Origin of the sequence: Psychrobacter sp. TB15 (genome assembly GCF_000511655.1) — a bacterium.
Classification (GTDB): Bacteria; Pseudomonadota; Gammaproteobacteria; order Pseudomonadales; family Moraxellaceae; genus Psychrobacter; species Psychrobacter submarinus.
In genome coordinates this window covers 44,942-57,689 of sequence record NZ_AYXN01000032.1, presented here as the reverse complement: position 1 = coordinate 57,689, position 12,748 = coordinate 44,942, and the positions used below count along the sequence as shown (strand labels likewise).

The window sequence follows — 12,748 nt, the reverse complement described above, 5'->3', positions numbered from 1 at the left end:
CTTAGCAGTCTGGTGATTCTTTTACTTTTTCTGCCTCTACCCGCTTTGTTAGCGCCGAATACAGCGTCGGCTGCATATTGTGGATGTTCCCTAGCATCCATTTTATATAATGGATAGGCACATCTTTAATCAGCTTACCTTTGTGCTTACCAAAAGGCATCCTACTTACACGGCTTGCGGTATTAGATATCTTATGCGCGGCGGCAAAGTCGGTTGGTTCAATCTCCAGGCGCGCGCAGCAGGCTTTATAAAGCAAATAACACATCCGTGCATCGCCCAAAGCGTCGTGGGCTTTGATGGTCATTTTGCTCGCCTCGGCTTTGCCTAGTAGCTGTTCGATACACTTTGACTGACCATAGTAGCGCCATTCTGGAAAGGCGACGCGCGCCAGTCTGACTGTACAAATAAGCTTGGCAGAGGGCCTACCTATGACGCGCCAATCAAAGCGTACGTTATGTCCTATCAGATACTCTGGTAGCTCAAACTTATCAGACTCAAACCGCTCACACCCTGCGACATCAGCGTCGGTAATGCCATGAACCTTAATGACTACCGGCGATATCGTGCGGCCGCTATTGAAGTACTTCATCCACTCAAAACCGGTAGCGACATTGATAGTCGCCACTTGAATAGGACGCGGATCACGGCCTTGATCGGTTTCGGTATCGATAATAAGGGCGGTTGCTAATTCATCCATAGGGTCAGTCATAAGCTAAGTCAGTTCGTAGTCGCTGTAAATGCAGCTGAAAATATAGTCACTATTAAGATGATAAAATAGGGTGATAAACAATCCTAAGGTAAACATACTCTTAAAAAACAATATGATATAAAGGTATATTATACCTATCAACCAAATTACAAGAGCGCGTCATGCCATCGACTAAACCGCCACCCCTCCCTAATTCTACTAATAAAAAAGCGCCGAAGCCTGGATTTATCGGACGTGTAGTCGGTATATTATTCAGAGCGGCTTTATGGTTTGCGCTGCTGTTTGTCATAGATAAAGTGCTACCAACACTACGTCTACAGACGCAAAGCTTTGTCGTTAGCAAGTGGCAGCAGGCGACTTTGCTACAAGAGCCGCTACCTACGGATAACAGCCTACCAAGCCCGCTACCCGGCCAGCACTTGACTGATACTTGGGGCGCTGCTCGTAGTGCTGGACGCTCGCACGAAGGCATCGACATCTTCGCCGAGCGCCACACCCCTGTGCAAGCCACGACCCATGGTATCGTCAGCAAAGTAGGCGAAAACAACTTAGGCGGCAATGTGGTGGTGATTGTCGGTCCAGGCGGCGCAGGACATTATTACGCTCACTTGCAAGAGTTCGGCGACATTGCGGTCAATGACTGGGTGGAAGTCGGCGATATTATTGGCTACGTGGGTGATAGCGGCAATGCTAAAGGCACACCGCCGCACGTACACTATGGTATCTATATCCAAGGTCGCGCGGTCAATCCTTATCCCTTATTAGTAAAAGATTAGGGCGCTGTTAAATTAGGACACCTCTACTATAAAATTCAGCGGTCCGTCATTGATACTCATCACTTGCATATTTGCGCCAAACTGTCCCGTCGCCACTTTGGGATATTGAGTCTTGGCATAAGCGATCAGCTCTGCAAATAAGGACTCTGCCGCCTCAGGACTCATCGCGCCGCCAAAATCAGGACGACGACCTTTGTCAGTTTTCGCCATCAAAGTAAACTGCGACACCAATAATAACCCACCGCCGACTTGCTGGACATTCAGATCAAGCTTGTCCGCCTTTTTAGGATCATTTTCGTTTTCAAAGATACGATAGGTCAGTATTTTATCGATCATGCGCTTGGCAGTCTGTAAGTCATCATCAGGACCAAGACCAATATAAGCCAATACTCCATGCTCAATTGCGCCAACGCTTTGACCATCGACCTCGACACTCGCCTGCCCTACTCGCTGAATAAGCGCTTTCATTGACCACTCCTTTATAGCTATTAATAGACGTTAGGCTGACTATGCAAAGATAACTTATGCACACACAGATAAAAGCGGATCATGATAAAATGAGGGTATTATCATGATTATTTTTAGCCGTTATTTTTAATTTATTGTTAGGTAGCTTTTATGACTCTATTTACCACCCTGCAACAGTTTGTGCCGCAGCAGCAATTAAGTGAGCTTGCTGGACGCTTGGCTGCTAGCCGTCATCCGCTAGTCAAACGCGCCTTTATTCGTAGCTTTGCCAAGGCTTACAATATCACATTAGAAGAGTATGAGCGTGATAGTCTCAACGCTTATGAGAGCTTTAATGACTTTTTTACCCGCGAGCTAAAAGACGATGCACGCGCTATCGATAGTACTGCAGGTGGTATCGTTAGTCCTGCTGATGGGATAATATCACAGCTTGGGCAAATCAAAGATCACAAAGTCCTGCAAGCCAAAGGTCGTGACTATGATATCGGTCAACTGCTGGCCAATAGCGCTGATGGTGATTATTTTGCAGATGGTAGCTTTGCAACGGTTTATCTTGCGCCCAGCAACTATCACCGCGTACATATGCCATTTTCGGGTACTTTAACGGCTACGCGCTACGTACCAGGTACGCTGTTTTCGGTCAACACGGTCACAGCGGCCAATATTCCTGATTTGTTTGCGCGCAACGAGCGTCTGGTTTGTATGTTTGATACTCAGTACGGTAAGGCCGCAGTAGTACTGGTCGGCGCGATGATCGTCGCGGGTATCGAGACCGTCGCGACAGGTAAGATTACTCGCACTGACGACATACAAGAGGCAGACCATGATATGCAGTTTGCGGCAGGTGATGAGCTTGGACGTTTTTATTTAGGGTCTACCGCTATTGTCGTACTACCAAAGGCTGCAAAAGCCGACTGGCAAGAGACCATGAAAGCCAATAGTTTTGTAAAAATGGGTCAATTACTGGGTGTCACGAAACCGTAATTTATCTCTAATATAATAAAAAATAAAAGCTCAGTTAAGCATAGATCGCAATGCTCAACTGGGCTTTTCTATGCCTAGCGTTTTTGTAAATTTACTTATCAATCAGCCATCCTTGCTGGGTCGCATAGTCAATATTGTGTGATAGCCATTTATGAATAGGAGCAAAGCTGTCTTGAATAAACGCATGCGCACCTGCGACTTGGCTACGTGTCACTCCAAGCTCACGCCACGTTTTGCCTTCAGTATTTAAGTTGAGCAAAAATGGCAATAAGCGATCGACGACTTTGAGCAGCTGAGTCTCCGCGCTATTTCCAGTTTCTTGCTCCTCCCAAATCTTGCTTAGATCTGCTATAGCATTGCCGCGCTCACTTTGTAGACGGGCTATACCATCGCGCTCTTCAATATGTGCATCTTGACGCGTATCAGCATATAAAAAAGTATCGCCTGCATCAATCTCGCCCAAATCATGAATGAGCGCCATCTTCAGTAACTGCTCATGATTGACATCAAGCTCAAACAGCTCCGCTATCGACCAGCATGCCATGGCAAGATGCCAAGAATGTTCGGCTGAATTCTCGCGGCGATCGGTATTGGTTACATAACTGCGGCGATTGACGCGCTTTAGTGCATCTAACTCTAATAAGAAATGAGTGATATCTTCCATATCTTTTGGAGGATAACTGTCATTGGACTGAGGGTTGTTTTGTGGATTAGAGATCTGGTTAGTAGGCATAGAGCTATGATGGCTGGCAGTCGCGGATTGATGAAAAGACATAAAAAACTCGTTGATTTGAAGCGTTGGTTTTGAGAAATAGTCACGATACTGTTTAGGGATGCTGCTGTATGCTACGCGGCAGCATCGCATTTATCAATATCCTTCAAAGATATACTATAGAGCCGACTGCCTCATCACACCTGACCTTATTATTTAATCAAATTGCTAATGGTCTTAAATGCAGGATCTTTACTACTGCGGCATAGCTCAAATAAAATCGTCTCAACCGTAGTAATCACGCCCCCTGCGCGGCGGATACGGCGAATGGCTTGTTTTTTATCATAAGGAAAACGCGAACCTACTGCATCGCCAATGATGACCGGCTGCATACCGTTATCTAGTAGATCAAGCGCGGTTTGTAGGACGCAAACATGGGTCTCAACTCCGCATAAGATAACGATGCTGCGATTTTGCTGCGCCAAATGGTGCCAAGAATCATCCGTATCACAAGCGCTAAAAGTCACCTTTTCAAAGCCTTTGGCATTACTGCCTTCTAGCACTTCAGTGATTTCAGGCAAGGTCTCGCCTAGTCCTTTTTTATATTGCTCATTGAGCATGATAGGGATATCAAGCGCTTGGAGACCTTTAATCAAAGTCACTATCTTTTTAGTGATCTTATCGTGATCTAAGATATGCGGGGTCAGGCGTTCTTGGACATCGATAATCATCGCTTGGGTATTTTCGCGGGCGATACGATAAGTGCGATCGGTAATCATGGTAGACATATTACACTCCTTGTACGACTGTAGTCGTGTACTACAGAATCCTATAATATTAATTTATACTATCTCTTATTTAGTCATAGTTTAGCTAGGGCGTCAATGAGATAAGCTCAAATATGCCCTCTTCCTTGTGAAAGATAAGAGTCAACCATAAAAAAAGCCCTTAGCTATTTCGCTAAGGGCTTTGCTATATCACTAAGATTATTGCTTAATAAAAGTCAGTTCGTACTCTTATACGCGCTCAATAACGGTAGCGATACCTTGACCTAGACCAATACACATGGTCGCAAGGCCAATCTCAGTATCCATCTGCTCCATAGCGTTGAGCAAAGTCACGGTGATACGCGCGCCTGAGCAACCAAGTGGATGACCTAAAGCGATCGCGCCACCATTGATGTTGATGATGTCTTGCTTATCTTCTAGACCCATAGACTTAATAACGGCCAAGCTTTGCGCAGCAAAAGCTTCGTTCAGCTCGATAGTTTGTATGTCTTCTAGGCTTAGGCCTGCGCGCTTTAGTGCTTTTTGTGAGGCTGGTACAGGACCATAGCCCATGATAGCAGCGTCACAGCCAGCGATACCCATGCTACGAATACGAGCACGCGGCTTAAGACCTAAGTCTTTGGCTTTTTGCGCGCTCATCACTAGCATAGCGGATGCACCATCAGATAACGCTGATGAAGTGGCCGCTGTTACGCTACCTTTTGGATCAAATGCAGGACGTAGCTTTTGCATTTGCTCCATCGTCGCATCTGGACGAATCACTTCATCGACGGTGCATAACTGCAGACGGCCATCTGCATCATGGCCTTCGATACCGATGATCTCATTATCGAAACGACCCTCAGTAGTCGCTGCCCAAGCGCGGCGATGCGACTCTAGACCGAATGCATCTTGCTCTTCGCGGCTCACATTGTTCATGCGGCCCAGCATCTCGGCGGTCAGCCCCATCATGTTAGAGGCTTTGGCATAATGCTTAGAGGCGGCAGGGTTTATATCGATGCCGTGCATCATACCGACGTGACCCATATGCTCAACGCCGCCAATGATAAAGGTATCACCTTGGCCGGTCATAATTTGCGCCGCTGCGGTGTGCAGAGCTTGCATCGATGAGCCGCATAGACGGTTGACGGTTTGGCCGCCGGTAGTCTTAGGGATATCAGCAAGCAGGCCGATATTGCGACCGATGTTCATACCTTGCTCTAGGGTTTGGTTGACACAGCCCCAAATGATATCTTCGACATCATTGGTATCGAAGTCGTTACGCTCAACTAAAGCGCGCACCAGCTCAGCTGATAGGCTATCGGCACGCACATGACGGAACATACCGTTTTTGGTTCTTCCCATTGCTGAACGCACACCGTCGACGATGACTACGTCTGTTGGACTTAAAGTTGTCATACTGTATTCCTTTTCAATTTGTTGTCAGCGCCGTCATGCTTAGCTTATAGATTATGAATCTCGAATAGTTAGCAAGCTTACGGCACTTATCCTAATAGGTTATCTATACACTGTGGTCTATCTGCTGTTAAGACTCAGTTATGCAACAGGGTAGAATCTCTCACCAGCCGCTGCCATATCGCGAATCTTTTGCGGCGCTTCATAAGCTTTGCCAAGGTGTGCATATTTTTCACACAGCGCTAAATAGTTATCTAGACCCAATTGATCAATGTAACGGCACGGACCACCGCGGAATGGCGGGAAACCAACACCCATAATCATAGCCATGTCGGCCTCAGCAGGGGTGCTGACGATATTATCTTCTAAGCAGCGTACCGTCTCATTACAGAAAGCTAGCATAGTACGGTCAATGATCGTTTGATCATCAAACTCTTGTTTGTCGCTGTCGGTGGTCGCTTCTAACAGCTTATAAGTGGCTTCATCAGCGACTTTTTTCGGCTTACCGCGCTTATCAGTTTCGTACTTATAGAAGCCTACGCCGTTCTTTTGACCGAGACGCTCATTTTCGTATAAATGCTGGATAGCGCCTTTATAATCAGGGTTCATGCGATCAGGGAAACCTTGTGCCATAACTTCTGCACCGTGTACGCCCGTATCCAAACCGACGACGTCGATGAGATAAGCCGGACCCATAGGCCAACCGAATTTTTCCATGACTTTATCGACATGAGTAAAGTCCGCGCCTTGCTTAAGTAATAAGTCAAAAGCACCAAAGTATGGGAATAGGACACGGTTCACTAAGAAGCCTGGGCAGTCATTGACGACGACGGGCACTTTACCCATTTTAGTTGCGAGCGCAACCGTGGTGGCAATCGCTTCTTCAGAGGACTTCTCACCGCGGATCACTTCAACTAGCGGCATACGGTGTACTGGGTTAAAGAAATGCATACCAACGAAATTCTCTGGACGCTCAAGCACTTCTGCTAAATGCGTAATAGAGATCGTTGAAGTATTCGAGGCCAAAATCGCGTCTTCTTTGACTAAGCCTTCGACTTCTTTGAGTACCGCGTGCTTCACTTTTGGATTTTCTACTACGGCTTCGATAACGATATCAGTCTCGCTAAAGTCGCCATAGTTCAAGGTAGGACGGATACGGCTTAGAGTTTCGCCCATTTTCGCTGGGGTCATCTTTTTGCGTTCGACCATTTTGCCAAGTAGTTTACTCGCTTCACCCATACCCAAATCTAACTGCTCAGATTTGATATCTTTCATGATGATCGGCAAGCCTTTACTAGCGGCTTGATACGCGATACCACCGCCCATGATGCCTGCACCTAATACCGCGGCTTCATTGATTTCATGCGCTTGTTTGCTGTGTTTCTTAGCCAGCTTCTTAACCAGCTGATCATTTAAGAACAGACCAACTAAGCTCTCAGCTTGTGGCGTTTTAGCGGCTTTGGCAAAATAAGTGGCCTCAACTTCGATAGCTTTGTCACGTGGCAAATTGACGTGCTTTTCGATCGCTTCGATAGCGAGCGCTGGGGCTGGATACTGCTTAGGATTGGCTTTTGAGAAGATCATGCCTTTAGCGCTATTGAACGCCATGGCCTGCTCAAGCTGGTTTAATTTAACAGGATTGAGCTTCTCTTCACGTTTGGCTTGCCAATCAAGCTCGCCTGAGATACATTTTTTGACTAAATCAACAGCAGCGTTTTGCAAGTCATCAGCAGCAACAGTAGCGTCCACTAAGCCTAACTTTAGCGCTTCAAGTGGTTTTTTTGGCTTACCCGTCGCGATAAGCTCTAAAGCGTTATCAATACCGATGACGCGAGTACTACGCACCGTACCACCGAAACCTGGGAAAATACCGAGCTGCGTCTCTGGAAGACCGATGCTGGCTTTTTCGCTCATCACACGGTATTCACACACTAGAGTCATCTCACAGCCGCCGCCAAGTGCCGCGCCATTGATAGCCGCAACTTTCGGAAATGGTAAGTCTTCAAAGCGATTGAAAGTACCATTGACTTTGACGCCCCAGTCTTTGATTTCATCTTCTGGTTTTTGGAATGAAGCGACAAATTCTGTAATGTCGGCGCCCGCGATAAACACGCCTTTGCCTGAAGTGACGATAAGACCTTTAACATCGTCGGCTTGTTCTAAAGCGCTCACCGCTTCGCCAAGCTGTTTATTGGTTTCCATGTCAAATTTATTGACGCTCTCACCTTCAGCATTAAAATGCATATTAGCAATGCCATCCTCTAGCATGCTCACGGTAATGCGATTTCCTTGATATACCATTTGAAACTCCTTGCTGGGTTATAAGATTTATAGGGCTATACAAGCTGATTGATACAATCAAAGCTTATTAAAAGGTTCATTATTTGAATGATTACATTTTTGAATTAAAGTTATCGTTGATAGCTATTAGTAAGAACTAATAGGTAGTAAAAAATAATAATTAATAAAAGATCAATAAGATGAAAGACCAGCTATTTAATTTGACCGGTTAGAGCGTACTGCAATGTATGTTGCTATCAGTGCCCTTTAGCCTGTATCGACAATCAGTTTAGGGATTATAACCGCGACTGTCACAAGCTAAAGCCGGACTCGTAAGTCACTCTTAAGTCTTTAAGAGACATTTACCTACTCTGCAAGATGCTTTATTTGTATAGCAGCACCCTCGAAGAGCCGGCTCTACAACTCATCGTTATTAAGCCTTTAAGGCTTATATTATAAAAACATATTAGCACTCTGAATGAAATCATCAATACGTAACCAAAGCTTAGCCAATCTTACTCGCGCGCAATACGGGCTAAGCGACTATACTTGCGCAGTCGCTATATAAGCCGCTGTCACTATCATGCTAAACTCATGCTAAACTAAGGCGATTTTCGCTTTTGTCTTTTCACTTAGTCATTGGTAGCTTTATGTCTCTCCCCTCCACTTCGCAATTCGTTCCTTTTGACTCCTTTGAGCAGCTCTCTTACTCGTTACGCACACAATTAGCCGCAGATATTGAAGCGCTATTTACTTACGCCAATTTGCCAAGTCCGCTCGGTGATGCTTGTCGCTATGTGATGACCGGCGAAGGCAAGCTGGTGCGGCCTTTATTAGTCGCCAGTGCTTTTGCTAGTATTATCGCGAGTACTGATGATGTGACCTCAGTTACTGGACAAGCCGAAACGACAAGCGCCATAGCAGATAAACCAGCTGGCTTGGCGACTCTTTTGCGCCATGAAGCCCATTATGATATGTGCCGAAGAGCGGCATTAGCGGTGGAGCTGTTGCACACTTACTCTCTTGTACACGATGATTTGCCGTGTATGGATGATGATGAGCTGCGCCGTGGCCAGCCCACCGCTCATATCGTCTTTGATGAGGCGACCGCTTTGCTAGCAGGGGACGTGCTACAAACTTTAGCCTTTGAAATATTCAGCGCCGAGATACCCACCTTTGCGCCTTTTAATGAGGTGATAGCCAGTAAGCTTTTGGCCGTATTTGCACCGCGAGCGCGGCGCATGGTGGCAGGGCAAATGCTCGATCTCAATGCCGAGGCGAGTACAGACATATCGCAAACGGATTTGGAATCCATCCACCGAGATAAGACCGGCGCGTTAATAGAAGCGGCGCTGCTGATGGGCGGAATATGCGCCGGTGCTACAGCGCCGCAGCGGATGGCACTGCAGGACTGTGCCCAGCATATTGGTCTGGCCTTTCAAGTACAAGACGATATCTTGGATGTGACAGGAAATACCGATGATCTGGGTAAACCGGCTGGAAGCGATGAGAAGCTTGATAAATCAACTTACGTGAAGCTCATGGGCGTGGACGCAGCCAAAGACTACGCGCAGTCGCTATTTGCAGAAGGTCGCGGTGCAATCACTCGTGAGTTAGGTGACGACAATGCCGTACTAGCGGTTATCGAATGGCTGTGGCAGCGACAAAAGTAAAGTCGAACCTGTAATAAAGGCCGCTAGCAATAGGATACTGTAGTCGATTCACTATAAAAATGGCGTAGCGCGCTTAATTTCATAATTTCATAACAATTTTATTTTGAACTGACTATATGAATAATCATTCTACTTCGACCATCTATTTAGGCACAGGCGGCTATAGCGATACTGACCTGCTGGGTACGCTGTATCCTGAAGGCACCAAAAAGACTGACTTCTTACGTGAGTACGCTAAGCAATATGGCGCGGTCGAGATTAATAGTACCTTTTATGCGCCTATCGGCCAAAAAGCCTTTACCGGTATGATTAATAAAGCTTATGAGCAAGCGGACAGTGAGCTCAAATTCGCCGTCAAGCTGCACCAAGACTTTACCCATGCGCGTAAGGGCACAGCGGAGCACGCACAAGCATTTTTAAACGCCCTATCCCCACTCATCGAAGCCGATGCGCTCGCGCCTCTACTATTGCAATTCCCCCATGGCTTTGATCGTACTCGTGAGCATCGGCTATATCTAGCCAATCTGGTCAGCTGGTTTGGCGATTATCCGCTAGCAGTCGAGTTTCGTCATAACGCATGGCACACTCCGCAAGTAGTCGATAGCTTTAAACAGCAAGGTCTCATTTGGTGCAGCGTTGACTATCCTAAAGTCAGCGGTCTACCGCCTGCGCGGCTGATATTTACCGAGCGCACAGGCTACCTGCGCATGCATGGCAACAACCTAAACTGGTGGGATGCGATGAGCGCCGCCGATCGTCATGATTATCGCTATAGCGAGGCGGAGATGCAGAATTGGGCGCAAGCGATTGCCAATCAGCGTCAGCATTTTGATGTGCTATATATCTTTTTTCAAAATACCGTGAAAGCGCACGCGTACTATAATATTGCGATGCTGCGTGAGGCGATAATAGCGCATAACTTTGACGTACTGTAGTTAACCTAAACCCTAATTTAATAAGAGCGCTATGGATTCACTCAGTCAAATCGTCTTGGGCGCGAGCGTGCAAGGGGCAGCACTTGGCAAATATCAGGGTCGCAAAGCCTACCTATACGGGGCGATACTGGGCACGCTGCCTGACTTGGATGTACTGATTAGCTACCCCGACCCCATCAGCGACATGACCTACCATCGCAGCTTTAGTCATTCATTATTTGTCCTGAGCGCAGTAGGTATCGTCGGCGCTTGGCTAATCAGTCGCTATCATCACTGGCGCAATATGCCGTTGCCTTATTCAACGCGGCGCTTAGCACTTGCCATGACGTTGGTGTTGACCACCCATCCTATCTTGGACAGCTTTACGGTCTACGGCACGCAGCTATTTTGGCCGCTGCAAGACCCGTTGCAGATGACCCCAATCAGTATTGCCTCCGTCTTTATTATTGATCCACTCTATACCCTCCCGCTCCTGATAGCGGTGATCGTGGGACTTATTAAAGGGTGCAAACTTGCGGTATTTAAAACAGGACTGCTGATGAGTTGTCAGCGCCTTGCGGTTTGGATGCTGCTGCTCAGTAGCAGTTATTTATTATTGGGCTTAGGATTAAAATACCACGCCCAATCCAAAGCGGAGCAAACTTTGGCAGTGGCTAATATCAATACCACGCGCATCAAAACCATGCCCGTCCTACCGACGATACTTATGTGGCGTACCGTTGCCGAAAATAATGAGCATAGACTGATTGAACTCAGAGGCAGTGTCTTAGATAGCCGCTTGCCTGAATATCGCTATCTGACACAGTACGATAATGCGCAAACGATAAGGGCAAATATGCCAACGCAAAGCCGACCCTATGCCCAGCGTCTTGACTGGTTCTCTGGTGATTGGACAGGGTATCGCGTCCAAATGCTACCCGCCACTTCTACCACTGGCGATGCAGCCGAACAGCTGGTCGTTGATGATTTGCGTATGATGGCAGGTGACACGGCGTTCTTTAGTTTTGTATTGGCGAATAAAACCAATGACAATGCGCAGTGGCAAGCCATCACTCCGATAGATGCACCTATCATCACAGTAGACCACGAGCCTATACCGTTACGTTTTGAGCTGATTCAGCAAGGCTTAAAACGGGTGTTTGATGCGTCGATAGTAGGGGATAGTGACTGGATAATGGTTGATTAAAGTTGGTCATTAGTAATGACAGGGGCTGGGGTTTTAGAGTAAAGTCAGTGTAGATACTTCTTATAATATTGCGATGCTGCGTGAGGCGTTGGGTAGGTTTGGGTTCGAGGTGTTGTAGGATTAAGTTTAAATAATAATCTTAACTATATTTGTAGGCTGGGTTTTTAATCCAGCCTACGTCTACTACGCTATCCACAGCCTGAATTTACGTTTCCTCAGGAGGAATATAATATGATAGATCCCGAAATAATAAAAATAAATATCGAGCAAGAGATAGATGGATTCGAACGAACAACTCTTACTCGACTATTAAGTAGTTTTGAAAGTATTGAATTAGAAGCTATAGAAAAAAGAAAGCTATTTCTTGAAAAGAAATCAAAGAGTTTTGATCCTGACATAGATGATGTAGGAATGATAGAAGAAGATGCTTATTTTGAGGAAGTTAATTATTTTTTGATTGAACAAGAGTTAAAACAAGAGTTTTTGAATTCTACAGCAGTCTGGTTATTTCATCTTTTTGAGCGACAAAAGATAAGAGCATTTGGTTCAGCCGATACTGATATATTAAAACCTCTATTAGCTAAAGACAACTATAAACTTGATTCCTGTTCTGACTGGAAGCTACTGAATAAAGAATTAAGGACTGTTGCTAATGTGATAAAGCATGGCTTTGATGGAAAATCTGGACGTAATTTAAATCAATATTTTTCAAACCTTATAGTTAATGAAAGTGTTGTTTTGAACAAGTCTGATATTCAACGTTACATCAAAGCTTTGAGAGGTTTCTGGACAAAAGCATTAGAAAACTAATCAGAAACATATTAAATTAACCAAAAAAGGAC

12 protein-coding genes are annotated in these 12,748 nt (G+C 45.9%); 6 read left to right on the top strand and 6 right to left on the bottom strand.

Annotated features, from left to right (window positions below; translation table 11 throughout):
* Position 1: 1 nt before the first annotated feature.
* Positions 2-709 (bottom strand): putative quorum-sensing-regulated virulence factor, encoded by a 708-nt coding sequence (locus W234_RS0107840; protein WP_025646306.1) that lies wholly within the window; start codon positions 707-709, stop codon positions 2-4.
* 161 nt (positions 710-870) lie between these two features.
* On the opposite strand from W234_RS0107840, the gene W234_RS0107835 reads away from it, so the two are divergent.
* Positions 871-1,485 (top strand): M23 family metallopeptidase, encoded by a 615-nt coding sequence (locus tag W234_RS0107835; RefSeq protein ID WP_025646303.1) that lies wholly within the window; start codon positions 871-873, stop codon positions 1,483-1,485.
* 12 nt (positions 1,486-1,497) lie between these two features.
* Here the strand turns inward: W234_RS0107835 and dtd are convergent, their stop codons facing one another.
* Complete coding sequence (gene dtd / locus W234_RS0107830; RefSeq protein WP_025646301.1) at positions 1,498-1,953, bottom strand: D-aminoacyl-tRNA deacylase; 456 nt, start codon at positions 1,951-1,953, stop codon at positions 1,498-1,500.
* Between the two features lie 150 nt (positions 1,954-2,103).
* Between dtd and asd the strand changes: the two genes are divergently transcribed.
* Positions 2,104-2,937: an archaetidylserine decarboxylase gene (gene asd / locus W234_RS0107825; protein ID WP_025646299.1), complete on the top strand. Its 834-nt coding sequence runs from the start codon at positions 2,104-2,106 to the stop codon at positions 2,935-2,937.
* A gap of 91 nt (positions 2,938-3,028) precedes the next feature.
* On the opposite strand, the gene W234_RS0107820 is transcribed toward asd, so the two are convergent.
* From W234_RS0107820 to fadB, 4 genes are all read right to left on the bottom strand, one after another.
* Positions 3,029-3,712, bottom strand: a complete 684-nt coding sequence (locus W234_RS0107820) for an HD domain-containing protein (protein ID WP_025646298.1) — start codon at positions 3,710-3,712, stop codon at positions 3,029-3,031.
* 149 nt (positions 3,713-3,861) lie between these two features.
* Positions 3,862-4,437 carry an isochorismatase family protein gene (locus tag W234_RS0107815; RefSeq protein ID WP_025646296.1) on the bottom strand — a complete coding sequence of 192 codons (576 nt, stop codon included), beginning with the start codon at positions 4,435-4,437 and terminating at the stop codon, positions 3,862-3,864.
* A 228-nt stretch (positions 4,438-4,665) separates the two neighbouring features.
* Positions 4,666-5,835, bottom strand: a complete 1,170-nt coding sequence (gene fadA / locus W234_RS0107810; RefSeq protein ID WP_025646294.1) for an acetyl-CoA C-acyltransferase FadA — start codon at positions 5,833-5,835, stop codon at positions 4,666-4,668.
* 138 nt (positions 5,836-5,973) lie between these two features.
* Positions 5,974-8,133 (bottom strand): fatty acid oxidation complex subunit alpha FadB, encoded by a 2,160-nt coding sequence (gene fadB / locus W234_RS0107805; RefSeq protein WP_025646292.1) that lies wholly within the window; start codon positions 8,131-8,133, stop codon positions 5,974-5,976.
* A gap of 629 nt (positions 8,134-8,762) precedes the next feature.
* Between fadB and W234_RS0107800 the strand changes: the two genes are divergently transcribed.
* The 4 genes from W234_RS0107800 to W234_RS0107785 all read left to right on the top strand — a co-directional run bounded on the left by W234_RS0107800 (position 8,763) and on the right by W234_RS0107785 (position 12,716).
* On the top strand, positions 8,763-9,785 hold the full coding sequence (locus W234_RS0107800; RefSeq protein WP_025646290.1) for a polyprenyl synthetase family protein: 1,023 nt from the start codon (positions 8,763-8,765) through the stop codon (positions 9,783-9,785).
* Between the two features lie 116 nt (positions 9,786-9,901).
* Positions 9,902-10,720, top strand: coding sequence for a DUF72 domain-containing protein (locus W234_RS0107795; protein ID WP_025646288.1), 819 nt, complete (start codon positions 9,902-9,904; stop codon positions 10,718-10,720).
* Between the two features lie 31 nt (positions 10,721-10,751).
* Positions 10,752-11,906 carry a metal-dependent hydrolase gene (locus W234_RS0107790; protein ID WP_025646286.1) on the top strand — a complete coding sequence of 385 codons (1,155 nt, stop codon included), beginning with the start codon at positions 10,752-10,754 and terminating at the stop codon, positions 11,904-11,906.
* A 231-nt stretch (positions 11,907-12,137) separates the two neighbouring features.
* A complete protein-coding gene (locus tag W234_RS0107785; RefSeq protein ID WP_025646284.1) occupies positions 12,138-12,716 on the top strand; it encodes a hypothetical protein in 579 nt (192 codons plus the stop codon).
* Positions 12,717-12,748 lie beyond the last annotated feature (32 nt).

Coding starts and splice junctions, on each gene's coding strand:
- dtd (WP_025646301.1), bottom strand. CDS start 1,953: ATGAAAGCGCTTATTCAGCGAGTAGGGCAGGCGAGTGTCGAGGTCGAT.
- W234_RS0107820 (WP_025646298.1), bottom strand. CDS start 3,712: ATGTCTTTTCATCAATCCGCGACTGCCAGCCATCATAGCTCTATGCCT.
- W234_RS0107800 (WP_025646290.1), top strand. CDS start 8,763: ATGTCTCTCCCCTCCACTTCGCAATTCGTTCCTTTTGACTCCTTTGAG.
- fadA (WP_025646294.1), bottom strand. CDS start 5,835: ATGACAACTTTAAGTCCAACAGACGTAGTCATCGTCGACGGTGTGCGT.
- W234_RS0107795 (WP_025646288.1), top strand. CDS start 9,902: ATGAATAATCATTCTACTTCGACCATCTATTTAGGCACAGGCGGCTAT.
- W234_RS0107785 (WP_025646284.1), top strand. CDS start 12,138: ATGATAGATCCCGAAATAATAAAAATAAATATCGAGCAAGAGATAGAT.
- fadB (WP_025646292.1), bottom strand. CDS start 8,133: ATGGTATATCAAGGAAATCGCATTACCGTGAGCATGCTAGAGGATGGC.
- W234_RS0107790 (WP_025646286.1), top strand. CDS start 10,752: ATGGATTCACTCAGTCAAATCGTCTTGGGCGCGAGCGTGCAAGGGGCA.
- W234_RS0107815 (WP_025646296.1), bottom strand. CDS start 4,437: ATGTCTACCATGATTACCGATCGCACTTATCGTATCGCCCGCGAAAAT.
- W234_RS0107840 (WP_025646306.1), bottom strand. CDS start 709: ATGACTGACCCTATGGATGAATTAGCAACCGCCCTTATTATCGATACC.
- W234_RS0107835 (WP_025646303.1), top strand. CDS start 871: ATGCCATCGACTAAACCGCCACCCCTCCCTAATTCTACTAATAAAAAA.
- asd (WP_025646299.1), top strand. CDS start 2,104: ATGACTCTATTTACCACCCTGCAACAGTTTGTGCCGCAGCAGCAATTA.